General features: G+C 75.0%; 18 protein-coding genes and 1 tRNA gene. 9 read left to right on the forward strand and 10 right to left on the reverse strand.

Features of this window, described 5'->3' with window-relative positions:
• Positions 1-488: 488 nt before the first annotated feature.
• Both ACH9D3_RS05565 and ACH9D3_RS05570 read right to left on the reverse strand, forming a co-directional pair.
• Entirely contained in the window at positions 489-1,670 is a 1,182-nt protein-coding gene (locus ACH9D3_RS05565) for an acyl-CoA dehydrogenase family protein (RefSeq protein ID WP_396410183.1), read from the reverse strand.
• Positions 1,667-2,341: a TetR family transcriptional regulator gene (locus tag ACH9D3_RS05570; protein ID WP_396410184.1), complete on the reverse strand. Its 675-nt coding sequence runs from the start codon at positions 2,339-2,341 to the stop codon at positions 1,667-1,669. The genes ACH9D3_RS05565 and ACH9D3_RS05570 overlap by 4 nt, the downstream gene beginning before the upstream one ends.
• Before the next feature lie 127 nt (positions 2,342-2,468).
• Here ACH9D3_RS05570 and ACH9D3_RS05575 point away from each other — a divergent pair, with 127 nt between their 5' ends.
• The 7 genes from ACH9D3_RS05575 (at position 2,469) to ACH9D3_RS05605 (ending at position 10,882) form a co-directional block, all read left to right on the forward strand.
• Positions 2,469-4,076, forward strand: a complete 1,608-nt coding sequence (locus ACH9D3_RS05575) for a carboxyl transferase domain-containing protein (protein ID WP_396410185.1) — start codon at positions 2,469-2,471, stop codon at positions 4,074-4,076.
• A 5-nt stretch (positions 4,077-4,081) separates the two neighbouring features.
• On the forward strand, positions 4,082-6,271 hold the full coding sequence (locus ACH9D3_RS05580; RefSeq protein ID WP_396410186.1) for an ATP-binding protein: 2,190 nt from the start codon (positions 4,082-4,084) through the stop codon (positions 6,269-6,271).
• A complete protein-coding gene (locus tag ACH9D3_RS05585; protein ID WP_396410187.1) occupies positions 6,268-7,428 on the forward strand; it encodes an acyl-CoA dehydrogenase family protein in 1,161 nt (386 codons plus the stop codon). The genes ACH9D3_RS05580 and ACH9D3_RS05585 overlap by 4 nt, the downstream gene beginning before the upstream one ends.
• 10 nt (positions 7,429-7,438) lie before the next feature.
• Complete coding sequence (locus ACH9D3_RS05590; RefSeq protein ID WP_396401196.1) at positions 7,439-7,927, forward strand: MaoC family dehydratase; 489 nt, start codon at positions 7,439-7,441, stop codon at positions 7,925-7,927.
• A gap of 92 nt (positions 7,928-8,019) precedes the next feature.
• Positions 8,020-8,841 carry an aldolase/citrate lyase family protein gene (locus ACH9D3_RS05595; protein WP_396410188.1) on the forward strand — a complete coding sequence of 274 codons (822 nt, stop codon included), beginning with the start codon at positions 8,020-8,022 and terminating at the stop codon, positions 8,839-8,841.
• An 83-nt stretch (positions 8,842-8,924) separates the two neighbouring features.
• A complete protein-coding gene (locus tag ACH9D3_RS05600; RefSeq protein ID WP_396410189.1) occupies positions 8,925-9,749 on the forward strand; it encodes an electron transfer flavoprotein subunit beta/FixA family protein in 825 nt (274 codons plus the stop codon).
• A gap of 101 nt (positions 9,750-9,850) precedes the next feature.
• Complete coding sequence (locus tag ACH9D3_RS05605; protein ID WP_396410190.1) at positions 9,851-10,882, forward strand: FAD-binding protein; 1,032 nt, start codon at positions 9,851-9,853, stop codon at positions 10,880-10,882.
• 76 nt (positions 10,883-10,958) lie between these two features.
• Here ACH9D3_RS05605 and ACH9D3_RS05610 read toward each other — a convergent pair whose 3' ends face one another.
• The 4 genes from ACH9D3_RS05610 to ACH9D3_RS05625 form a co-directional block, all read right to left on the reverse strand.
• A complete protein-coding gene (locus ACH9D3_RS05610) occupies positions 10,959-11,942 on the reverse strand; it encodes an aldo/keto reductase (protein WP_396410191.1) in 984 nt (327 codons plus the stop codon).
• Between the two features lie 143 nt (positions 11,943-12,085).
• Positions 12,086-13,882, reverse strand: a complete 1,797-nt coding sequence (gene selB / locus ACH9D3_RS05615) for a selenocysteine-specific translation elongation factor (RefSeq protein WP_396410192.1) — start codon at positions 13,880-13,882, stop codon at positions 12,086-12,088.
• Positions 13,879-15,264 (reverse strand): L-seryl-tRNA(Sec) selenium transferase, encoded by a 1,386-nt coding sequence (gene selA, locus ACH9D3_RS05620; RefSeq protein ID WP_396410193.1) that lies wholly within the window; start codon positions 15,262-15,264, stop codon positions 13,879-13,881. Before selA ends, selB begins: the two co-directional genes overlap by 4 nt.
• Positions 15,265-15,339: 75 nt before the next feature.
• A tRNA-Sec gene (locus ACH9D3_RS05625) sits at positions 15,340-15,434 on the reverse strand.
• Positions 15,435-15,475: 41 nt separating this feature from the next.
• Here ACH9D3_RS05625 and selD point away from each other — a divergent pair.
• Entirely contained in the window at positions 15,476-16,495 is a 1,020-nt protein-coding gene (gene selD / locus ACH9D3_RS05630) for a selenide, water dikinase SelD (protein ID WP_396410194.1), read from the forward strand.
• A gap of 27 nt (positions 16,496-16,522) precedes the next feature.
• On the opposite strand, the gene nrfD is transcribed toward selD, so the two are convergent.
• The 4 genes from nrfD to ACH9D3_RS05650 all read right to left on the reverse strand — a co-directional run bounded on the left by nrfD (position 16,523) and on the right by ACH9D3_RS05650 (position 23,300).
• Positions 16,523-17,632, reverse strand: coding sequence for an NrfD/PsrC family molybdoenzyme membrane anchor subunit (gene nrfD / locus ACH9D3_RS05635; protein ID WP_396401204.1), 1,110 nt, complete (start codon positions 17,630-17,632; stop codon positions 16,523-16,525).
• Positions 17,629-18,624: a 4Fe-4S dicluster domain-containing protein gene (locus tag ACH9D3_RS05640; RefSeq protein WP_396410195.1), complete on the reverse strand. Its 996-nt coding sequence runs from the start codon at positions 18,622-18,624 to the stop codon at positions 17,629-17,631. The genes nrfD and ACH9D3_RS05640 overlap by 4 nt, the downstream gene beginning before the upstream one ends.
• Positions 18,624-21,956 carry a formate dehydrogenase gene (gene fdh, locus ACH9D3_RS05645; protein ID WP_396410196.1) on the reverse strand — a complete coding sequence of 1,111 codons (3,333 nt, stop codon included), beginning with the start codon at positions 21,954-21,956 and terminating at the stop codon, positions 18,624-18,626. The genes ACH9D3_RS05640 and fdh overlap by 1 nt, the downstream gene beginning before the upstream one ends.
• A gap of 75 nt (positions 21,957-22,031) precedes the next feature.
• Entirely contained in the window at positions 22,032-23,300 is a 1,269-nt protein-coding gene (locus ACH9D3_RS05650; RefSeq protein WP_396410197.1) for a heparan-alpha-glucosaminide N-acetyltransferase domain-containing protein, read from the reverse strand.
• 458 nt (positions 23,301-23,758) lie between these two features.
• On the opposite strand from ACH9D3_RS05650, the gene ACH9D3_RS05655 reads away from it, so the two are divergent.
• On the forward strand, positions 23,759-24,232 hold the full coding sequence (locus tag ACH9D3_RS05655; protein ID WP_396410198.1) for a hypothetical protein: 474 nt from the start codon (positions 23,759-23,761) through the stop codon (positions 24,230-24,232).
• The last annotated feature ends 140 nt before the right edge of the window (positions 24,233-24,372 follow it).

Consider the following 24,372-nt stretch of genomic DNA (forward strand, 5'->3'; position numbering starts at 1 on the left):
CCGCCCTTCTGGGTTCGCAAAAACAGAGGCTCGGTGGTGTGCGGCCCGGGGTGACGAGCCGGGTCGGCGGCGACCCGTCGGCGGCCGAGAGCGCCCCACTCCTGCAGGCGGGGCCCCTCGGCCGCGACGGCGGCCCACCATCTGCGCAATGGGCGCAACACACGTCGCGATGCGCAACGATCTGTGTGACATGAGTCTCGGGGGGATCGTCCTCCCTGTCAAGGAACGTCGCGGAGGGGGCCTCCGTGCAGGGGAGACCTCGCACCTCCGTCCGCCACCTCGACGCGCTCGTCCGCCGGCGCACGAGCGTCGACGGCCGCCCCGGCCGCACGTGCCGCCCAGGGGCGGTTCGTGGACGTGGAACGCGTCCGGGTTCACCGCTCCCGGCACCACCGCCGACAGTGCCGCCTCAGCGTGGGCGAACCCGTGCTGGGACCGGTGGCGGGGCGTGCGGTCCCTGCGTCAGGTCGCCGGCGCCGGGCTGCCCCTCACGCCTCGGCGGCCACGGCCCGCCCGATCGTCTCGCGGAGGATCTCGCTGGTGCCCCCGAAGATCGTCAGCAGGCGGGACGCGAGGTAGGCCTGCGCCACCGGGTAGTCGAGGATGTAGCCGTACCCGCCGTGCAGCTGGAGGCACCGGTCCGTGACGGACTTCGCCCGCTCGCCGGCCCAGTACTTGGCCTTGGACGCCCCGACCACGTCGAGGGCCCCCGCGTTGAACGCGTGCACCGCCCGCTGCACGTAGGCCTCCGTGACCTCCACCTCGACCGTCAGCTCCGCGAGCTCGAAGCGGGTGTGCTGGAAGTCGAGCACCCGGGAGCCGAAGGCCGTGCGTCCGCCCGTGTACCGGAGGGTGCTCTCCAGGGTCGAGCGGGCGACGGCGCTCGCGGCCACGGCGACCGCCAGCCGCCCCTGCGGCAGCGCCTGCTGGATCTGCCGCAGCCCGCCGCCCTCGGCCCCGACCAGGTTCGCGGCGGGGACCCGGACGTCCTCGAAGAACAGCTCGGCGGTGTCCGAGGCCCTGACCCCCATCTTGTCGAGCTGCTTGCCGGTCTCGTAGCCGGGGGAGTCCGCCTTGTGCACCAGGAACAGGCTGAAGCCGTCCTCCGCGGCGCGACCGGTGCTTCCGTCCGTGCGCGCCAGGACCAGGGCGGCGTCCCCGCTGATCCCGTTGCCGATGAACGTCTTCTGGCCGGTGAGCACCCAGTCCCCGCCGTCGCGCACGGCCCGGGTGCGCACCCCGCGCAGGTCGGAGCCCGCGTCCGGCTCCGTCCAGGCCACGGAGGTGACGAGCTCGCCCGTGAGCATGGGCGGCAGCCACCGCTGCTTCTGCTCGTCGGTGCCGTGGGCGAGCAGGTGAGGCAGCACCCAGTCGTCGTGCAGGTGCAGGGCCAGGGCCACCCCGAGGGCGCCCCGCCGGACCAGCTCCTCGTCGAGCACGGCGCGGAACCGGTAGTCCGTCAGGCCCATGCCCCCGAACTCCTCGGGCACGGCGAGGCCGAGCAGTCCCGCCTCGCCGGCGGCCGTCCACAGGCTGCGGGGCATCAGGTGCTGGGCGTCCCACGCGGCGTAGTGCGGCGCCACCTCACGGTGCGTGAACTCGCGGGCCGCCTCCCGGAACTCCTCGTGCTCCTCCTCGTAGAACGGCCGATCGGCCGGGGTCCCGGTCACGGCGTGCCTCCTGTGCTGGTCGGGGTCGGGGCGAACGCGGTGCGCAGTGCGGCCCAGGCCATCTCCTCGAGGGGGGCCCGGGCTGCGTCGAGGCGTCCCGGCTCCTGCGGCGCGCGCAGCCGCCGCGCTGACCGCAGGGAGTGGGGGGTCGAGTTGACGAGCCCGAAGACGGCCTGGGCGCGCAGGGTGACCTCCATGACGTCGCGCGCGGGGGCCAGCTCGCGCAGGGCGTCCACCCACAGCGTCACGTAGTCGCGCTGCAGGGCGCGGACGGTGCGGCGGTCCTCCTCGGTGAGGTTCGGCAGCTCCCGGTCCTGCACCACGATCACGGCGGGACGGTGCAGTGCGAAGTCCACCTGGACGGAGATCAGCGCCCGCAGCCGCCGGGCCGGCTCGGGGGTGCGGGCCACCACCTCGCGGCCCCGGTCGAGGAGATCGGCGCTGACCTCGAGGAGGATCGCGCCCAGGACGGCCTGCTTGCTCGGGAAGTGCCGGTAGACCGCCGGACCGCTGACGCCCACGGCGGCACCGATGTCGTCGATCGAGACGCCGGTGAAACCTCGCTCGGCGAAGAGCGTCGCGGAGGTCGCGAGCAGGTCCTCGCGCCGCTGGGCCTTGGCCTGCCCGCGCACGGTGGTGGGCGGGCTCGGACTGCTGCCGGTCTGCGGCATGGGTGCTGACCTCTCGGCGTCGGTGTCCTGGACAGGCGGGTGGGTCGCCAACTACCCTGGAATTCAGGTTAGTGCAGATTAACTGAAATGGCATCCCGGGGTCGCCCGGCCGGGACGGAGGAAGCGGATGCGCGTGCTGAGCACCCACGTCGATCCGGCGGGCGCGGCGTTCGCCGCGAACGCGGCCGCCCAGCAGGAGCTGGTCGAGGAGCTCGCCCGGCGCCTGGAACGGGCGGCGCAGGGCGGACCGCAGGCCTCCCGCGAGCGGCACGTGGCGCGCGGGAAGCTCCTGCCCCGTGACCGGGTGGAGCACCTCCTGGACACCGGCAGCCCCTTCCTGGAGATCGGCGCCCTGGCCGCGGAGGGCATGTACGACGACGAGTGCCCGGCGGCCGGCGTGCTCGCCGGGATCGGCCTGGTCCACGGCCGGCAGGTGATGATCGTGTGCAACGACGCCACGGTCAAGGGCGGCACCTACTACCCCATGACGGTCAAGAAGCACCTGCGCGCCCAGGAGATCGCCCTCGAGAACCGGCTGCCCTGCGTCTACCTCGTCGACTCCGGCGGGGCGTACCTCCCGCTGCAGGACGAGGTCTTCCCGGACCGGGAGCACTTCGGGCGGATCTTCTACCACCAGGCCAACCTCTCCGCGGCCGGGATCCCGCAGGTCGCGGCCGTGCTCGGCTCCTGCACCGCGGGCGGGGCCTACGTCCCGGCGATGAGCGACGAGACCGTGATCGTGCGCGAGCAGGGCACCATCTTCCTGGGCGGTCCGCCGCTGGTGAAGGCCGCGACCGGCGAGGAGGTCACCGCGGAGGAGCTCGGCGGGGGCGACCTGCACGCCCGGACCTCCGGCGTCGTCGACCACCTCGCGGAGAACGACGTGCACGCCCTGGAGATCGTCCGGGACATCGTGGCGACCCTGCCGCCCCCGGGTCCCCGTGCCTGGCCGGTGGCCGAGCCCGGGGCCCCGGCCGTGGCCGAGGAGGAGCTTCCCGGCGCGGTGCCGGTGGACCCCAACGCCGGCTACGACGTGCACGAGGTGATCGCCCGGCTCGTGGACGGCAGCCGCTTCTCCGAGTTCAAGGCCCAGTACGGCACCACGCTGGTCACGGGCTTCGCCCACGTCCACGGTCACCCGGTGGGGATCGTGGCCAACAACGGGGTGCTCTTCGCGGAGTCGGCGATGAAGGGCGCGCACTTCGTCGAGCTGTGCGACCAGCGGGGGATCCCGCTGCTGTTCCTGCAGAACATCACCGGCTTCATGGTGGGCCGCGACTACGAGGCCGGCGGCATCGCCAAGCACGGCGCCAAGATGGTCACGGCCGTGGCCACCACCCGGGTGCCCAAGCTCACCGTGGTGATCGGCGGGTCGTTCGGCGCCGGCAACTACTCCATGTGCGGGCGGGCCTACTCCCCGCGCTTCCTGTTCCTGTGGCCCCAGGCCCGGATCTCGGTGATGGGCGGGACTCAGGCCGCCTCCGTGCTGGCCACCGTGAAGGCCGACCAGCTGGCCGCCCGTGGCCAGGAGTGGGACCCGGCCGAGCGCGAGGCGTTCATGGCCCCCATCAGGGCCCGGTACGAGGAGCAGGGCAGCCCCTGGTACTCCACCGCCCGGCTGTGGGACGACGGCGTGATCGCCCCCGCCGACACCCGCGAGGTGCTCGGGCTGGCCCTCGAGGTCTGCTCCCGCGTCCCGCTGCCCGAGCCCGCTCTCGGCCTGTTCAGGATGTGAGCCCCATGGCCACCGGCACGCCCCCGCGCCGCTTCGACGTCGTGCTCGTCGCCAACCGCGGCGAGATCGCCCGCCGGATCCTGCGCACGCTCAAGGCCCTGGGAATCCGCTCGGTCGCGGTCTACAGCGAGGCGGACCGGGACGCGGTGCACGTGCGCGAGGCCGACGTGGCCGTGTGCCTGGGCCCGGCGGCCCCGGCCGAGAGCTACCTGCGCATCGACGCCGTGCTCGCAGCCGCGCGGGCCACCGGGGCCCAGGCGATCCACCCCGGCTACGGCTTCCTGTCCGAGAACGCGTCCTTCGCCCGGGCGTGCGCCGCCGCGGGGATCGCGTTCGTCGGCCCCGGCGCCGAGGCGCTGGAGGTCATGGGCGACAAGATCCGCGCCAAGCGGCACGTGGCCGCGGCCGGGGTGCCGACCGTGCCCGGGGTCTCGGAGCCCGGGCTCGACGACGACGCGCTGGTGGCCGCAGCCGCCGGGATGGACTTCCCCGTCCTGATCAAGCCCTCGGCCGGGGGCGGCGGCAAGGGCATGCACGTGGTCCGCACCCCCGGTGAGCTGCCGGAGGCCCTGGCCACGGCCCGGCGGGTGGCCGCGGCCGCGTTCGGGGACGGCACCCTGCTCCTCGAGCAGCTCGTCGGCTCCCCCCGGCACATCGAGGTGCAGGTCCTCGCCGACGCCCACGGCACCGTGGTGCACCTGGGGGAGCGGGAGTGCTCCCTGCAGCGGCGGCACCAGAAGGTCATCGAGGAGGCGCCCTCGCCGCTGCTGGACGCCCCCACCCGCGAGCGGATCGGGGAGGCCGCCTGCCGGGTGGCCCGCTCGGTGGGCTACACCGGCGCCGGCACCGTGGAGTTCCTGGTGCCCGCCGCGCAGCCCGGCACCTTCTTCTTCATGGAGATGAACACCCGCCTGCAGGTGGAGCACCCCGTCACCGAGCTGGTCACCGGCGTGGACCTCGTGGCGCAGCAGCTCCGCGTCGCCGCGGGGGAGCCGCTGGGCCTGGCGCAGGAGGACGTGGTGCTCACCGGGCACGCGGTCGAGGCCCGGCTGTACGCCGAGGACCCCGCCCGCGGCTTCCTGCCCACCGCCGGCACCGTGCTCGCGCTGGAGGAGGCCTCCGGCCCGGGGATCCGGGTGGACTCCGCGCTGGCACCGGGGCTGAGCGTCGGCTCGGACTACGACCCGATGCTCGCCAAGGTGGTCGCCTGGGGTGCGGACCGGGACCAGGCCCTCGACCGGCTCGACCTGGCCCTGGCACAGACCGTGGTGCTCGGGGTGGGCACCAACACCGAGTACCTGCGCGCCCTGCTGGCCGACCCCGCCGTGCGCGCCGGGGAGATGGACACCACCCTCGTCGAGCGGCGCCTGCCGGAGCTGGAGTTCACGGCCCCCGACGAGAGCCACTTCGCCGCCGCGGCCGCCTTCCTGCAGCAGCGCCGTTCCGCTGACCGGCTCCGGTCGGGGGACCACGGCCCCTGGTCCCGCCCGGACGGCTGGCGGGCCGCCGGCCGCGCCCGGCCCGCGGTGGTGCTGGCCCACGGGCTCGAGGAGCCCCGCCGGACCGCCGTGGACCCCGCCGTGCGCCTCACCCCGCTGCCGGGCCGTCCGGCCGCGCACCTGCTCGGGACCGGCGGCACGTCGCGGGTGGTCCACGTGGCCGCCGGCGCGGGCGGGGACAGTGTCTGGGTGGGCGAGGACGGCTTCGCCGTGGAGCTCCAGGTCCTGACCCGCGAGGCCCAGCTCGAGCGGACGCTGGCCGCCCTCGAGCGCACGGCCGGGCCCGCCGCCCCGGAGCTGCACTCGCCCATGCCCGGCACCGTCGTCGCCGTCCCCGCCGCCACCGGGGACCGGGTCGTCGAGGGCCGGACCGTGGTGGTGGTCGAGGCCATGAAGATGGAGCACCGCCTGACCGCGCCCACGGCCGGCACCGTCGAGGTCCTGGTCCGGCCGGGCGAGCAGGTGCGGCTGCACCAGCTGCTCGCCCGCGTGGTCCCCGACGTCGTCCCCGGACCGGACACCGCGGACGCCGTCCCCGGCGACCTCCCCGGGGACGGCCCCGACGTCATGCCGGACGGCACACCCGAGGTCATGCCGGACAGCACACCCGACGGGACGCCCGGCGACACCCCGGAGGCGCCCGGTCCCCGCCCGCAGACCGATGCCCGCCCCACCGACCAGGAGCAGAGCGCATGAACTTCGAGCTCGACGACGAGTACCAGGACCTCTCCGACACCGTCCGCGACTTCGCCGACGAGGTGATCGCCCCGGTCTCCGCGGCGTACGACGCGGCCCACGAGTTCCCCTACGACATCGTGGCGCAGATGGGCGGGATGGGACTGTTCGGCCTGCCCTTCCCCGAGGAGTACGGAGGGATGGGCGGGGACAGCTTCGCCCTGTGCCTGGCCCTGGAGCAGATCGCCCGGGTCGACCAGTCCGTGGCCATCACCCTCGAAGCGGGCGTCTCGCTCGGCGCGATGCCGATCTTCCGCTTCGGCACCGAGGAACAGAAGCAGCGGTGGCTCCCCGACCTCGCCGCGGGCCGGGCGCTCGCCGGGTTCGGCCTCACCGAGCCGGAGGCCGGCTCGGACGCCGGCAGCACCCGCACCACCGCGAAGCGGGAGGACGGGCAGTGGGTCGTCAACGGCGCCAAGGAGTTCATCACCAACTCCGGCACGGACATCACCCGCCTGGTGAACGTCACCGCCGTCACCGGCACCACGGAGCTGCCGGACGGGCGGGTGCGGAAGGACATCTCCACGATCATCGTCCCCACGGACACTCCCGGCTTCCGCGCCGAGAAGGCCTACGACAAGGTCGGCTGGAACGCCTCGGACACCCACCCGCTGTCCCTCCAGGACGTCCGGGTCCCCGAGGGGAACCTGCTGGGGGAGGAGGGCCGCGGCTACGCCAACTTCCTGTCCGTCCTCGACGAGGGCCGCATCGCCATCGCGGCCCTGGCCACGGGGGCGGCCCAGGGGTGCGTCGAGGAGTCCGTGCGCTACGCGGGTGAGCGGCAGTCCTTCGGCCGCCCCATCGGGGACAACCAGGCCGTGTCCTTCAGGATCGCCCGCATGGAGGCCCGCGCGCACACCGCCCGGCTGGCCTACTACGACGCGGCCTCCCGGATGCTCGCCGGCCGGCCGTTCAAGACGCAGGCCGCGATCGCCAAGCTCGTGGCCGGGGAGGCCGCGATGGACAACGCCCGGGACGCCACCCAGGTCTTCGGCGGCTACGGGTTCATCAACGAGTTCCGGGTGGCCCGCCACTACCGGGACGCCAAGATCCTCGAGGTCGGCGAGGGCACCACCGAGGTGCAGCTCATGCTCATCGCCCGTGAGCTGGGACTGTGAGGAGGCGGCCGTGACCGAGGAGCGCAAGGTGGTCCGACAGCGCGGGCTGTGGTTCGAGGAGTTCGAGGTCGGCACGGTCTACGAGCACGCCCCGGGCCGCACCGTGACCGAGGCGGACAACGTGCTGTTCACGACCCTCACCATGAACACCCAGTCCCTGCACCTCGACGCGGCCTGGTCCGAGCGCCAGCCCTTCGGCCGGCGGCTCGTGAACTCCATGTTCACCCTGTCCACCCTCGTGGGGGCGTCCGTGGCCCAGCTGACCCAGGGCACCATCGTGGCCAACCTCGGCTTCGAGGAGATCGCCTTCCCGCACCCGCTCTTCCACGGCGACACCCTGTACTCGTCCTCCGAGATCCTCGGCGCGCGCCCGTCCTCGTCCCGGCCGGGTCAGGGGGTCGTCCGCGTCGGGCACACCGGCCGCAACCAGGACGGCGTCGTGGTCGCCGGGTGCACCCGCTCGGTGCTCGTGTGGTCTCGCGACGCCGCCCCGCAGTGACCCCCCGCAACGACATCCCACAGCAATACCCCACAGCGACACCCCGCAGCGACACCCCGCAGCGACGGCGCACCCCGGCGAAGGAGCCCCGCATGACCGACCCGTTCCCCCTCGGCCCGGCCCTGCTGTTCTGCCCGGCCGACCGCCCCGAGCGCTACGCCAAGGCCGCGGAGCGTGCCGACGCGGTGATCCTCGACCTCGAGGACGCCGTGGCGCCGTCCGCCAAATCCGCCGCCCGCGAGGCCCTCGTCGCCACGCCCCTGGACCCCGCCCGCACGATCGTGCGGATCAACGCCGAGGACACCGAGGACTTCGCCCACGACCTCGTCGCCCTGCGGCACACGGAGTACACCACCGTGATGCTGCCCAAGACCGCCTCCGCCGAACGGCTCGCCGTCGCCGCGGAACTGGGCCTGCACCGCGTCGTCGCCCTGTGCGAGACCGCGGAGGGCGTGGTGAACGCGGCCGAGATCGCCCGGGCCCCCAACGTGGTCGCGCTGATGTGGGGCGCCGAGGACCTCGTGGCCTCGCTCGGCGGCAGCTCGTCCCGGCGCCGGGACGGTGCCTACCGGGACGTGGCCCGCTCCGCCCGCGCCGCCGTCCTGCTCGCGGCGGGCGCCGCCGGGCGGCCCGCGATCGACGCGGTGCACCTCGACATCGACGACCACGACGGGCTGCGCGAGGAGGCCCTCGACGCCGTGGCCTCCGGCTTCGCAGCGACCGCCTGCATCCACCCGGGACAGGTCGGGACCGTCCGCGACGCCTACCGGCCCGACCCCGAGGAGGTCGCCGCCGCACGCGAGATCCTCGACGCCGCCCGCCGCACCCCGGGCGTCTTCACGTTCCGCGGGCGCATGGTCGACGAACCGCTGATCCGCCACGCCGAGCGCCTCGTGCGCCGTGCGGAGGCCTGAGGACCCCGTCCGCGCGCACGGACCGCCCGGTCCGGCTCCGTCCCGTCCCGTCCTATCCCGTTCTGTTCCGTCCGGAGGAGACCATGAGCCAGCCCCTGACGATCGTCGTTCCCGTCAAGCACGTCCCCGACGCGGTGGGAGACCGCGTCCTCGCCGGGAGCCCGCCCCGGCTGGACCGCGGGTCCGGCATCCTCTCCGAGCTCGACGAGTACGCGCTCGAGGCCGCCGTGCAGATCGTCGAGACCCACGGCGGCGCGGGTGCCGGGCACCGCGTGCTCGCGCTCACCATGGGGCCGGCGGGCGCGACCGACGCGCTCAAGCGCGCCCTCCAGCTGGGCGCCGACGCCGGGTTCCACGTGCTCGACGACGCCCTCGCCGGCTCCGACGCCTGGGCCACCGCCCGCGTGCTCGCCGCGGCGGTGGAGCGGATCGCCGCCGTGGAGGAGAAGGCCGTGGACCTCGTGCTGACCGGCATGGCCTCCACCGACGGCGAGACGTCCCTGGTCCCCGGTCAGCTCGCCGAGCGACTCGGCCTCGCCCAGGTGGGCTTCGCGAGCTCCTTGGCCCTGGCCGAGGGCGGCACCTCCGTCACGGCCGTCCGGCACACGGAGACGGAGTCGCTGCGAGTCGTGGCCGGGCTGCCCGCCCTCGTCGCCGTGACCGACCAGGTCAACACCCCGCGCTATCCCACCTTCAAGGCGATCGTGGCGGCCAAGAAGAAGCCCGTGCGGACGTGGTCGCTCGACGACCTCGGCCTGGACGCCGGGGCCGTGGGTCCCGCCGGCTCGCTCACCGAGGTGCTCGACGCCGTGCCCCGTCCACCGCGGGCGGCCGGGGAGATCGTGCACGACGAGGGCGAGGGCGGCATCCGCCTCGCCGAGTTCCTCGTGGCCCACAAGCTCGTCTGATCCCCGGCCCCACCGCATCGGACCCGCCATCGCATCGGACCTGCAATCGCATCGGATCCGCAACCGCACTCGCCCGCTCGCCGGGCAGGAGGAGGACGACCATGACCACGCCGACACCCCCCACCGCCGCCGGCACCACCGCCGGCGGCACGAGCACCGGCACGCCCGTCACCCTGGTGGTGCTGGGCGGCACGGACCGGCTGCGCCGCGCCGACCGGGAGCTGCTCGTGCTTGCGGGCACCCTGGGCGCGACGCACGTCGTCGTACCGGACGCACCCGACGACGCCCTGCTCGACGAGCTCGCCGCCCACGCGGTGGACGCCGTGCACTCCCTGGAGGGCGGGCCGGGCGACCGGCTCACCACACCGGCGGTCGCGCTCGCGGAGGCGGCCGCCCGGGAGACGGGAGCGCACGTGCTGCTCCTCGCGTCCACCCCTGAGGCCAAGGACGTCGCCGCGCGCCTGGGCGTGCGGCTCGGGGCCGGGGTGGTCACCGACGTCGTGGCCCTCGATGCCGACCTCGTCGCCACCAAGCCCGTCCTCGCGGGCGGCTGGACCACGCGGTGCCGGGCCACGAGCGCGGTGCTCGTCGCGACCGTCCGGCCCAACTCGGTCGAGCTCCTCGCCGGCGCCGCTGCCGGCGGCACCGGCACGGCGACGGCCGGAGCGCAGCGCCCGCGGGTCCGCGCGCACGCCGTCGAGGACACCGTGCCCGCGGCCCGGGTGGTGGCCCGTGCCGAGCTGCCCGCCTCCGGGCGCCCCGCGCTGGACGAGGCGCGCGTGGTCGTGGCCGGCGGCCGCGGCACGGGCGGGGACTTCGGCCCGCTCGAGGAGCTCGCGGACGCCCTCGGCGGGGCGATCGGGGCCTCCCGCGCGGCGGTGGACGCCGGGTGGATCGGTCCCGAGGCGCAGGTGGGCCAGACCGGGCGCACCGTCTCCCCGCAGCTCTACGTCTCGTGCGGGATCTCCGGGGCCGTCCAGCAGCGGGCGGGCATGCAGACGGCGGGAACGATCGTGGCCGTGAACAAGGACGAGCAGGCGCCGGTCCTCGAGATCGCCGACCTCGGCATCGTGGGCGACCTGCGGACGGTGCTGCCCCAGGCGGTCGAGCACCTCCGGGCGCTGCGCGGATAGGTGCTGCGCGGACGGGCGCCGACGCGGGCCGTTCCCCGGCGCCCCGGCGCCCCGGGGCCCCGGGGCGCCGGGGCCCTCAGAATCCGGAGGGGTGGCGCGGTGTGTAGGCCTCCTCGAGGCGGCGGGTCTCCTCCTCGGAGAGGTCCAGCTCGACGGCGGCCGCGGCGTCGTCGATGTGGTGCTCCTTCGTGGCGCCGACGATCGGCGCCGTCACGGCGGGCCTGCCGGCGACCCACGCGAGGGCGACCTGGGCCATCGGCACACCGCGCTCGCCGGCCACGGCCGCGACCGCGTCGACGATCGCCCGGTTCGCCGGCACGTCCTGGGTGTAGAGGCCCTGGCCGAACGCGTCGGTGCTCTCCCGGGACCCGGAGCCGGCGGAGCCCCACGGCCGTGCCACCCTGCCGCGGGCGAGCGGGCTCCACGGCAGCACTCCCACCCCTGTCGCCCGGCAGAACGGGTGCATCTCCCGCTCCTCCTCGCGCTCGAGCAGGTTGTACTGGTCCTGCATGGAGACGAACGTCGTCCAGCCGTGCAGCTCGGCGGCGTGCTGCATGCGGGCGAACTGCCACGCCCACATGCTGGAGGCGCCGAGATACCGGGCCTTCCCGGCCTTCACGACGTCGTGCAGGGCCTCCATCGTCTCCTCGATCGGGGTCCGCGGGTCGAACCGGTGGATCTGGTACAGGTCCACGTAGTCGGTCCCCAGTCGCTTCAGCGACGCGTCGATCTCGTGCATGATCGCCACCCGGCTCAGGCCGCCGCCGTTGCGGGCGTCCCGCATCCGGCCGTTGACCTTGGTGGCGATCTGGACCTCCTCCCGCGGGGCGATCTCCGCGAGGAGCGTGCCGGTGATCTCCTCGCTGGAGCCCAGCGAGTACACGTTCGCCGTGTCGAACGTCGTGATCCCGGCGTCGTGGGCCCGGCGCACGAACGCCCGGGCCTCGTCGAGGCCCACGCTCCACCCGTGCGATCCCCGGGCCGGGTCCCCGTAGCTCATCATGCCCAGCACCACGGCGCTCACCTCGAGGCCCGAGTTCCCCAGACGGACGGTTCTCATGACGGTTCCCCTTCTGCACGACTCTGCACGACTCTGCACGGCGGACGATGACGGACCCGCGGCGGCGGACCCGCGGCGACGGCGATGTCGCGGCCCTGCCCCCGATCCTGCCAGAGTCTCCCCGGCGGAACGGACCCGTGGGCTCAGCGCACCACCGTCCGGTGGCCGGCGTCCACCCGCCGCGTCCAGCCGCGGGCGTCGAGGTGCTCGAGCAGCGGGATCGCGACGCGCCGGGTGGTGCCGAGCGACTGGCGGGCCTGGCTCGTGGTGAAGGGCTGCGGCAGCCGGGAGAGCTCCCGCATGGCCAGCGCGGGGGCGGTGGGGAGCAGCACGACACCGTCCCCCAGCCGCAGCAGCCGGCCGGTGCGCTCGGCCGCGGCGAGCTCACGGGCCCCGAGGCGCAGCGCCGCCAGGTCGTCGGCCTCGGGGCTGCGGAAGGGCTCGGCCCCGAGCCGGCGCTCCAGCTCGAGCACGGCGGCCTCGTGGGGGCCGAGGCCGCCCCGGTGCTGCGGGGAGCGGATGTGCCCGCCGTCCTGCTCCAGGCCGGCGCCGCGGACCACCGGGTCGACCAGCACGGCGTCCGGCAGGGCGAGCAGGTCGCGGGCGGCGCCGCGGGAGAGCCCCGCCGCCAGGGGATCCCGGGAGTGCAGTTCGTCGACCGCGGTGCGCAGCCGCCGCGTCCAGGAGTCGAGCACGGGGGCGTGCACCCACCAGTCGCCGAGCACGCGCACGTCGGCGGGCGGAGCGGTGTCCCCGGCGGGCAGCAGGCCGAGGCGGTGCAGGTGCTGGGCCGGCACCGCACCACGGCGGGCCACCTCGACGAGCACGTCCCCGCGGGCGTCCAGGCCGGCGAGCCGGGCGGCCCGGCGTGCCCGGTCGCCGCGCCGCCGCAGGGCGGGAGGGTCGGCGTCCAGGACCTGGGCGCCGCCGAGCACCGACCGGCTGCCGGGGTCGCGGAGCACCACGCGATCCCCGAGGACCAGGGGCAGGGGCCGGTCGAGGACCAGCCGCGCGTGGTCGTCGTCGAACGGGCTCAGCCGGGCGGGGACCGCCGCGGTGCCGGCATGGACGACGAGGTGCTCTGCCGTGTCCGTCAGGGCGGGGCCGGTGCCGCGGCGGACGTCGAGGACGTCGGTGACCGGCCACGCGTCGGGAGTGGTCAGCGCGTCGCCGCGGCGGACGTCGGAGGCGGACAACCCGCGCAGGTTCACCGCCACGCGGGTGAACGGGTCCAGCGAGGTGTGCGGCTCGTTCCGGCTGTGCAGGCCCCGGACCACGACCGGCCGGGGCCCGTCGTGGCCGAGCAGCTGCAGCCGGTCGCCCTGCCGGAGCGCACCCGCCGTCAGCGTGCCGGTCACCACCGTGCCGGAACCGGTGATCGTGAAGGACCGGTCCACCCACAGCCGCAGCCGCCCCGCGGCGGGCGCGGGTGCCCGTGCCAGGACGTCGTCGAGGGCGGTGCGCAGCTCGGCCAGGCCCGTGCCCTCGAGGGCCGACACGGTGACGGCCGGGGCGTCGTGCAGACCGGTGCCGGCCAGCTCCGCACGGACCTGGGCGAGCACCGCGCCGGTGCGCCCGGGCGCCCGGTCGGCCCGGGTGAGCACCACGACGCCGCGCTCGATGCCGAGGGCCGCGACGGCGTCCCGGTGGTCGCCGGACTGGGCCTGCCACCCCTCGTCGACCGCGACCACGAAGCAGACGACCGGGGCCGGTCCGAGCCCGGCGAGCATGTTGCCGAGGAAGCGCTCGTGGCCCGGGACGTCCACGAAGGCCACGTCCCGCCCGGACGGCAGGGTGGTCCAGGCGTAGCCCAGGTCGATGGTCAGCCCGCGGCGGCGCTCCTCCGCCCACCGGTCGGGCTCCATGCCGGTGAGGGCCCGCACCAGGGTGCTCTTGCCGTGGTCGACGTGCCCGGCCGTGGCGACGACGTGCGCGCTCACCGGGCCCGGCCGTCGCTGTCGCCGCTGCCGCTGCTGCCGCTGTTGCCGTCGCCGTCGCCGGAGCCGGGATCGGAGGCGGCGAGGGCGGCCAGGGCCGCGCGCACCGCGGCGAGCAGGCGGTCGTCGTCGGACTCGGGCACGCAGCGCAGGTCGAGCAGACAGGCGTGGTCGTGGACCCGGGGGAGCACGGCGGGGCGGCCGGTGCGCAGCCGGGGCGCCGCGGCCTCCGGCAGCCGCACGGCCCACCCCGGCAGGGGCACGCCGGGCGCGCCGCCGCCGCCGACCCGGCCGTCGTGGGGGACCACCGGCGCGCCGACGGCCGCCGCGAGCCGCTCGGCCCGGTCGCGGAGCCGGTCCGGGTCCGCGTGCAGCGCGCTCACGACCGGGGCGGTCCCGCCGGCGAGCGTGGCCTCCAGGGCGGCGAGGGCGAGCTTGTCGGCGCGGACGGCCCGGGCGAGGGGGTGGCCGGCCAGCCGGGCGACGACGTCCGGGCGGCCGAGCACCAGTCCGGCCTGCGGGCCGCCGAGCAGCTTGTCGCCGCTGGCGATGACGATGTCGGCGCCGTCCTCGAGGGCGGTGCCGGCGTCGGGTTCGCCGGGCAGGTGGGGGTCGGGCGTCAGCAGCCCGCTGCCGAGGTCGGCCACCAGCGGCACGCCGTGGGCCCGGGCCAGCGGTCGCAGCCCGTCCACGTCGACGCCCGAGGTGAACCCCTCGAGCCGGAAGTTGCTGGGGTGCACCTTGAGCAGGCACCCGGTCTGCGGGCCGATCGCCTCGGCGTAGTCCCGCAGGTGGGTGCGGTTCGTCGTGCCCACCTCGCGCAGCCGGGCGCCGGTCGACTCGATCAGCTCGGGCAGCCGGAAGCCGGCCCCGATCTCGACGAGCTCGCCGCGGCTGATCACGACCTCCCGGCCCGCGGCCAGGGCCGTGGTGGCCAGGACCAGCGCGGCCGCGCCGTTGTTGACGACCAGCGCGTCCCCGGCGGGGGGACAGGCGGCGAGCAGAGCGGCCCGGGCCCCGGCACCCCGGCGGGAGCGGGTGCCGGTCTCCAGGTCGAGCTCCACGTCGACGTACCCGCCGGCCGCCACCAGCGCGTCGACGGCGGCCGCCGACAGCGGGGCACGTCCCAGGTTGGTGTGCACGACCACGCCGGTGGCGTTGAGCACCGGCGTGAGGCTCGACGCCGAGCGGGCGGCGAGGGCTGCGAGCACCGCCGGCTCGACCTCCTCGGGGGCGAGGTCGCCGCGCCGCGCCCGCCTCTGGGTCTCGCGCACCACGGCGCGGACGACCGCTTCGCTCAGCCGCTCACGGGCCCGGCGGACGGCGGACAGGCCCATGAGCTGGTCCGTGCGCGGGATCAGGCGACGCGGGTCGTCCTGGGCCACGGTCCCTCCTCGTCGGACGGCGCACAGCGCGGATCGGCGATGCGGTGCGGCGGTGCCGACCGGCGGTGCGGATGTTGGCGGAGGCGGACGGGAATCGAACCCGCCAGGCCGAGGTGCTCGGCCTCACCGGTTTTGAAGACCGGGGGGCCCACCAGGACCCGGACGCCTCCGCGACCCAACCTAGCACCGTCCCCACCAGTAGGCTGACGGCATGGAACAGACCCGGACCCCGCACCCACCCTCCTCCGCGACCGGAGCGGTCCGGCTGACCGGCTTCGCCCACGGCGGCGGGTGCGCCTGCAAGATCCCGCCCGGCGAGCTCGAGGACGCGGTCCGCGGCCTCACCGGGCAGGCGGGGGCCGGCGTGCTGGTCGGTCTCGACGACGGTGACGACGCCGCGGCCGTCCTGGTGCGCGACGACCTCGCGGTGCTGTCCACCGCCGACTTCTTCACCCCGGTCGTCGACGACGCCTACGACTGGGGGCGGATCGCGGCCGCGAACGCGCTCTCGGACGTCTACGCCATGGGCGGGCGGCCGGTCATGGCGATCAACCTCGTGGGCTGGCCCCGGGAGCAGCTCCCGATGGAGCTGCTGACCGAGGTGCTGCGCGGCGGTCTGGCGGTCGCCACCGAGGCGGGGTGCCCCGTGATCGGGGGGCACTCCATCGACGACCCGGAACCGAAGTACGGCATGGCCGTGACCGGCGTGGCCGATCCGGACCGGCTGCTGCGCAACGACGCCGCCGTGCCGGGGCTGCCCCTCACCCTGACCAAGCCGATCGGCGTGGGCCTGCTCAACAACCGGCACAAGGCGACCGGCGAGGTGTTCGCCGAGGCGCTCGCCACCATGACCCGGCTCAACCGGGACGCGGCCGAGGCGGCGCTGGCGGCCGGGGCCCGGGCGGCCACGGACGTCACCGGCTTCGGCCTGCTCGGGCACCTGCACAAGATGTGCCGGGCCTCCGGGGTCGGCGCGGTCCTCGACCGCGGAGCCGTGCCCCTGGTCGAGGGCGCGGAGCAGGCGCTGCGGGACGGCTACGTCTCCGGCGGGACCCGCCGCAACCTCGACTGGGTGCGCCCCCACCTGCGCGCCGCGGCCGGTGTCGTCGAGGACGACCTGCTGCTGCTGGCCGACGCGCAGACCTCGGGCGGCCTGCTCGTCGTCGGCGAGGTGCCGGGATATCCCGTGGTCGGCCACACCATGGCCGGGTCCGGCATCGAGGTGCGCTGAGCCCCTCCCCGGGGCGGCGCCGGCCGGTCAGCCGACGGTGGTGATCGCGTCGTCGGTGATCCCGGCGGCACGGCGTGCGGCGAGCCGCGCCTTCTGCGGCTCGATCGTGTAGCGGGGGTCCACGGCCGAGTGCAGACCGGCCTCCATCACGCCGAAGCGGGTCAGCGCGGAGGACGCCAGCAGCGCCAGCCCGGACACCGCGGCGACCGCCCGGTGCCGCCCGCCCAGCAGCGTGCCGAGACCGCCGGCGACCGCCAGCCGCTCGCTCCACGCGAGCATGGCCCCGGCCTGGCCGTGGTGCAGCGGCTCGGCCGCCACCGGATCCATCCGGCGCTCCATCAGCTTGGTGGCGACCAGCTCTCCCGCCACTCCCAGCACGGCGAGCCGCCGGGCGGGACCGGCCTCGCCGACCGACGTGGTGACCATGGCCAGCCCGCCCGAGGCGAGGCTCGCCGAGCTCACGAAGACGAACGCCAGGTCCTCCCGGGCCGCGTTCCACGTGGGCGTCGCCGTGTCGGAGAGCAGGGCGGCGGTGTAGGCGGCGAGCGGGCCGGCGAAGACCGCGGCCTCGACGCCCGCCGGGCCCTCCACCGCGCGCAGCACGCCGCGCAGCGGGCCCAGGGGCAGCCGGGAACCGGTCATCCGGTCGACCTCGGCGGCGACCGCGGTCCCCATGCCGACCCCGAACGCGCTGAGGATCCACGTCCCCATGCTCATGGGCGAGGTCGGCTTGAACGTGCGCAGCATGTGCAGGAAGCGCTCCGGACGGCCGAGGTCCGCGACCAGGGCCGCTCCGCCGAGACCGAGCGCGGTCACCGAGCCCAGCCGGGCGTTGCGGCGCAGCTCGTCCCGTCCGGTGAGCTGACCGCCGAGCGCGAGCAGCCCCGAGCCGCCGGCCACGCCGCCGAGGAACAGGTACGCGGCGACCTCATGGCCCCAGGGCGCCGGCTTGACCACCGGGCGGCCGTAGTAGGACCCGAACTCCGGCTCCGGGACCATCGGCATCTCGCGGGAGCCGTCACCACCGCCCGCCTGCCCGGCACCGTCCTGCCCGGGGCGCCGGCGGCGCCGGTCGTCCCGCCGCCGCCGGCGCGGCTGCTCGGGCGGGCGGTAGCTGTCGAACTCGGACAGGCTCACGAACGGCCTCCCGCGAAGGCCACGGCGACGGCGGCGAGCATGCCCGCCGCGGCGAGGCCGGCCCGCTGGTACATCCGGGGCAGGTCCGCGGTCGGCACCCGCGGGTCCGGAGGAAGCCCGTAGACCTCCGGCTCGTCGAGCAGCAGGAACACCGACCCGGTGCCGCCGACGCCGTCGAGCTCGTTGGCGCCGTAGAGCCTGGCCTCGGTGCGCCCCTGGGCGTGCAGCTCGGCGACCCGGTGCCGGGCCTGGTCGACCATGTCGTCGTGCTCGCCGTACTTGATCGACGTCGTGGGGCACGTCTGCGCGCACGCGGGCGTCTGGTCGTCCACCATGCGGTCGTAGCACAGGGTGCACTTCTGGGCGACGCCCACGTTCTTGACCTCGGGCGTGCCCGGTGCCTCGCCCCGCTTCGTCCGTGGTGCGGCGGTGCCGTCGGTGCGCCGCTCGATCACACCGAACGGGCAGCCGGCCACGCAGGTGCCGCACCCGTTGCACACGTCGTCCTGCACCACCACGGTGCCGTGCTCGGTGCGGAACAGGGCGCCGGTGGGGCACACGTCGAGGCACCCGGCGTGCGTGCAGTGCTTGCAGACGTCGGAGGACATCAGCCAGCGGAACTCCGGGGTGTCCGGCGGGGCGGTGTCCTCGGACGCCGTCCGCGTGCGCGCCGCGGGCGGGCCGACCTGCGGCATGCCCAGGCTCACGAGCTTCCGCCCGGACTCGCGGGCCTCCTCGATGCGCTCGCTGTCCTGCTCGACGAACGCCACGTGGCGCCAGGTGCTGGCGCCCAGGGAGCCGGTGTTGTCGTAGGAGGACTCGAGCAGCTGGAGGTCCCCGTCCTGGGGGTTGTCGTTCCACTCCTTGCAGGCCACCTCGCAGGCCTTGCACCCGATGCAGATCGAGGTGTCCGTGAAGAACCCCTTGCGCGGGTGCCGGTGCTCCCAGTGCGCGTCGGCGGTCGGGTCGGTCGGTCCGGCCAGCTGGCCCATCAGTTCTCCCTCATCGGGTCGGCGGTCGGGTCTGCGGTCGGGTCGGCGTCGATCCGGGTGTTGCCGGTCTCCACGGTGGCGCCCGCACGCTCCTGGTACTCCGCGACCAGGTCGAGCAGGGCCGGGCCCTGCGGCCGGCGGCCCGGGCGGATGTGGCAGGAGCCGACCTTCGAGTCCTGGATCTGCACGTTGGGCTCGAGCGTCAGGCCCAGCAGGTCGTTGGCGGAGTCGCCGCTGACCACGGCGTCGCCGCCCACGCCCCAGTGGTACGGGAGCCCGATCTGGTGCACGGTGTGTCCGCGCACCACGAGCGGGGTCATCCGGTCGGTGACGAGCACCCGGACCTCGATCGCCGCCCGGGGCGAGACGATCGTGGCCCAGCCGTACGGCTCCAGCCCGCACTCGGCGGCCAGCTCGGGGGAGACCTCGCAGAACATCTCCGGCTGCAGCTCCGAGAGGTACGGCAGCCAGCGGCTCATGCCGCCGGCGGTGTGGTGCTCGGTGAGCCGGTACGTGGTGAACACGTAGGGATACACGTCCGCCCCCGGGGTCCCGGCGCTCGGGGCGCTGAGGTTGTCCTCACGGGCGAACAGCACCCGGGAGGGGTTGCGCTGCTGGGTGTACAGGGCGTTGGCGACCGGCGACTCCTGCGGCTCGTAGTGCGTGGGCAGCGGCCCGTCCAGCACGCCCTTGGGCGCGAACAGCCAGCCCTTGCCGTCGGCCTGCATGATGAACGGGTCGTCACCGGCCAGCGCGGCCGCACCCCCGGTGTCGGGGTCGGGGCGCGTGCCCGGGGCGAGGTGGAGCGGGAAGTCGGGCACGTCGTCCCCGACCCACCGGTTCTGCTCCTCGTCCCACCAGACGAACTTCTTGCGCTCGCTCCACGGCCTGCCCTCGGGATCGGCCGAGGCGCGGTTGTAGAGGATCCGGCGGTTGGCCGGCCACGCCCAGCCCCAGTCCGGGGCAGTGGGGCCCTGGTCCCGGCCCGGCGTGCGGGCCGCGGCCCGGTTGACGCCGTCGGCGTAGACCCCGGTGTAGATCCAGCAGCCGCCGGAGGTCGAGCCGTCCGCGCGCATCTCGGTGTACGAGGACAGGGGGCGCCCGGCGTCCGGGCCGGTGAGGTGGCGGCCGTTGATCTCGGCGAGCACCGCCTCGGGGTCCGGCTCGCCGTGCTCGTCGACGGGGTAGTCCCAGGTGAGGTCGAGCAGCGGACGGTCGCGCTCGTCGTCGGACCCGGCCAGCCGCTCCCGGATCCGCCGGCCCAGCTCGAAGAAGAACTGCAGCTCGCTCTGGCACTCGCCCGGCGGCGCCACGGCCTGGTGCCGCCACTGCAGCAGCCGCTGGGTCTGCGTGAACGTGCCCGACTTCTCCACGTGCGTGGCCGCGGGCAGGAAGAACACCTCGGTCTCGATGTCCTCGGTGCGCAGCTCGCCCGAGGCGATCTCCGGGCCGTCCTTCCACCAGGTCGCCGACTCGATGAGGTTGAGGTCGCGCACCACCAGCCACTTGAGGTGGGACATGGCCATGCGCTGCATCCGGCCGTTGGAGGATCCCACGGCCGGGTTCTGGCCGAGCAGGAAGTAGCCCTCCACCTCGTCCCGGAGCATGCTCGTCAGCGTCTGGAAGGTGCCGTGGGCACCGGTGAGGCGCGGCAGGTAGTCGTAGGCCCAGTCGTTGTCCGCGGTGGCCGCGTCCCCCCACCAGGCCTTGAGCAGGCTCGTCGTGTAGGCGTCGGCCTCGGTCCAGTAGCCCTTCTGCTTCTTCGACGCGATCGCGGCCAGGTAGTCGTCGAACGTGTCGTGGGTGCCGGCCACCGGCATCGGCAGGTAGCCGGGCAGCAGGTTGAACAGCGTCGGGATGTCGGTCGAGCCCTGGATGCTGGCGTGCCCGCGCAGGGCCATGATCCCGCCGCCGGGGCGGCCCATGTTGCCCAGCAGCAGCTGCAGGATCGCGGCGGTGCGGATGTACTGCGCGCCCAGGCTGTGCTGGGTCCAGCCGACCGCGTAGGCGAAGCACGTGGTCCGCTCCCGCCCGGAGTTCTCGGTGATGGAGCGGGCCAGGTACGCGAAGTCCTCGGGGTCGATGCCGCACACCTCCTGCACCATCTCCGGGGTGTAGCGCGCGTAGTGCCGCTTGAGGATCTGGAACACCGTCCGGGGGTCCTGCAGGGTGTCGTCGCGCTTCATGCGGGCGTGCTCCATCGGGGCGCCGCCGCTGCCGAGCTGCTGCCCGGCGGCCTCGTCCACCGCCTCGGACGCGTCCTCGGGGTCGCCCGCGGGCGCGTCCACCTGGCCGTCGTCGTCCCCGGAGCCGTCCTCGTTCTCGTCGTAGGCCCACGACGACATGTCGTACTGGCCGGTCTCCGGGTCGAACCCGGAGAACAGGCCGTCGAGGTCCTCGGCGTCGCGGTAGTCCTCGTTCACGATCGTGGCCGCGTTGGTGTAGGCGCGCACGTACTCCTCGAACCACAGGTCCTGGGCGAGCACGTGGTTGATCAGCGCCCCGAGCAGGACGATGTCCGACCCGGCCCGGATCGGGACGTGCTTGTCGGCGACGGCGGACGTGCGGGTGAAGCGCGGGTCCACGTGGATGACCCTCGCGCCGCGGGCCTTGGCCTCAGTCACCCACTGGTAGCCCACCGGGTGGCACTCGGCCATGTTGGAGCCCTGGATGACGATGCAGTCGGCGTTGGCCATGTCCTGCAGGGACTGCGTGGCGCCGCCACGTCCGAACGAGGCTCCCAGACTGGGAACCGTCGAGGAGTGTCAAATACGGGCCTGGTTCTCGATCTGGATCGCTCCCGCGGCGGTGAACAGCTTCTTGATCAGGTAGTTCTCTTCGTTGTCCAGCGTCGCGCCGCCCAGGGAGGCGAAGCCCATCGTCCGGCGCAGCGGCCGGCCCTGCTCGTCGGCGTCCTGCCACCCGTTGCGCCGGGCCTCGAGGACGCGGTCGACCACCATGTCGACGGCGGTGTCGAGGTCCAGCCGCTGCCACTCGGTGGCCCGGGGCGCACGGTAGAGCACCTCGGTCTGCCGGCCGGGCGCGTTGACGAGCTGCTCGCTGGCCGCGCCCTTGGGGCACAGGCGGCCGCGCGAGATCGGCGAGTCCGGGTCGCCCTCGATCTGGACGACCTTCTCGTCCTTGACGTACACCCGCTGGCCGCAGCCCACGGCGCAGTACGGGCACACGCTCTGCACCACGCGGTCGGCGGTCGTGGTGCGCGGGGCGGTGTCGCGCGTGCGCCGGGAGGTGACCGCCGGGCCGCGGCCCAGCAGATCACCCGAGCGCAGCTGCCGGACGACCGGCCACTCCAGAGGACTGAATCGTGACATGTCAGGAGCATAACCCGGCGGGCCGCCGAGTGGCAGGGGCCACACCGGCGGACGCCCGCCGGTGCGCACGGTCCGCTAGGACCGGGGGGACGCCGCCGTCCGGGAGGGCGCGCCGAGCACCAGGCGGCGGGTGCCGCGGACGGCGGCCGTGATCCCCCGCTCGAGCGGGCCCTGGCCGCACCACCGCTGCCAGAGGACGGCGAACGCGGCGGCCACGGCCACGTGCACGGCGAACCACAGTGCGGGCCGGTCGTAGTGGACCGTCATGGCCAGCGCGAGCAGGTGGGCCGAGTACAGGGTCAGGGTGCGCCCGCCCATGGCCCCCAGCGTGGTCCAGAGCCGGTTCGGGCGTGCCACGAGCAGGAAGAGCCCCAGCACGGCCAGGCCGGTGCCCAGGTCCATGATCAGCGTCACCGGGGTGTTGCTGTGCGGACCCGAGGTGAGCAGCCACCACCACGTGGAGGTGGGCAGGTCGCGGCTCGGGCCCCAGACGAGGATCTCGTTGATCTGGTCCTCGCTCAGCCACGGGGTGTGCTGCGTCAGCTGGGCGTAGCCCCCGGCCTGCAGGACCAGCACCCAGTAGGCGAACCACGCGCCGAACGCCAGCACCGTGCCGACCAGGGTGATCCGGACCCGCACCGCGACGTCGTGCAGGTCGGTCCGGCCGAGGATCAGGCCGGCGCAGAGGTAGCTCAGGTAAGGGACGGCCGGGTAGGTGCCGGTCAGCAGCACCTGGGCCAGGGCGGCCCCCGGATCCGCGAGCACGCTGCCGACGGTGGGGTTGACGGCCGCGGCCTCGGGCAGGACGGGGCCCAGGACGTGCACGAGCACGGGGCCCAGGACGGCGAAGACCACCACGCCGCCGGCCAGCGTGCGGCGCCGCAGGCCCAGCAGCGGGACGGCCAGCAGGAAGAACGCGCCGTAGTAGACCAGGATGCCCAGCGCGGGCGCCGGGGACGGCATGACCTGGTTGATCGCCAGCCCGGCGGACGCGATCAGCAGCGCGCGGACCACCAGGCCGGCACGGGTGGCGGTCAGCGCGCGGCCCCGGTGCGGGGTGCGCCCGCCCGAGGAGAAGGCCAGGCTCAGTCCGGCCAGCAGCGCGAACAGCGCCGCGGCGCGACCGCCGAACAGGGTCCACTGCAGGGTCGGCTCGAAGGTCTCGGGGTCGTAGACGGGCAGGATGTGGACGGCGATCATGCCGATCAGGGCCAGGCCGCGGGCGGCGTCCACGGCGACGAGACGGGACCTGCGGGCGGGGGCCGCGAGGTCGGGGCCGGTGCTGTCGGCCGTGCGTGCTCCGTCGACGGGAGGGGCTGAGGGGGCTTCAGGTGTTCGGCTCATGGGGGTCTCCGGGGGGCGGGGGAGCGCAGGGGATCGTGACCGCTTCCGGTGGGGACCGGCGGGCAGTGCGCGGGGGCATGCGTACGGGGTGTGCGTGTACGGGGCGGCGCGGGGGGTCCGGCCGGCCGGATGGGGCGACCCGGCGCGTCGCGGGGGTGGCGGGAGCGTCGCGGGCATCGGTGCACCGGGGTGGGGACCCGGTGCGGTGGCGGTCCCGACATCCCCCTCGGGCCCCTTCGAACCCTAGGGGCACGGAACCCCTCCTGTCCACCCCGCAGGACGGTGTTGGTGCAGGTCACAGTGGGTTTGCCGACTGTTCACCGACATCCTCCGGAACGTCACCGGCACCCTCTGGAAGTCCGCCGGGGTCAGTGGTGTGATGGGGGTCAGGTCCCCGCCGCCCCGTGCCGGTTGCGAGCCCGGGGTCGCAGCAGCAGGACTCGAGGAAGGTTCGATCGATGAGCAGCGCACGGTCCCCGCAGTCGACGACCCGGTCGGCCGACCCGGTCCACGTCCCCCTCCTCCCGGTGCCCCCGGGGGCACCGGTCGCGACCGGTCCCGACGGTCCCGTCGGCGACCCCCGGTTCCGCCGCGCCGGGCTCGTCCAGGAGGTCTTCACCGCGGCGGGAGAGGTCGAGGCCGCGCAGTGGGCGCTCGACCAGGTCCTGGAGGCCGCGGCGTCCGGCGAGGAGGTCGGGGTCGGCGTCGACGTCGCTCCCCTCGACGGCGCGCTGGAGTCGGCGCACTGGGCGCTGGACCGTGCGGTGGGTGTCCTGCACGCCGAGCTCCGCGCCGCGGCGCAGCACGGCGTTCCGCCCGCGGTCCTCACGGAGGCGTCCGCGCTGGAGCTCGACGAGGTCCGCTCCGTGCTCGGCGCCGCCGCTCCGGAGGGAGCCGCGCTGCCGTCCGGGGAACTCGCCCCGGCGGGCTGAGCCGGCCGTTCCGGGCCGGCCGTCCTGGGTCGCCCGTTGGCCTGGGTCGTCCGCCGACCCGGGTCGATCGCCCCGGCGGGCTGAGCGCGGCGTCCCTGGTCGGTCACGGTCCGGCCGGGTCCGCGTCGTGCGGCAGGGTG

The sequence above is a fragment of the Kocuria kalidii genome (assembly GCF_044462225.1).
GTDB classification, from domain to species: Bacteria; Actinomycetota; Actinomycetes; order Actinomycetales; family Micrococcaceae; genus Kocuria; species Kocuria kalidii.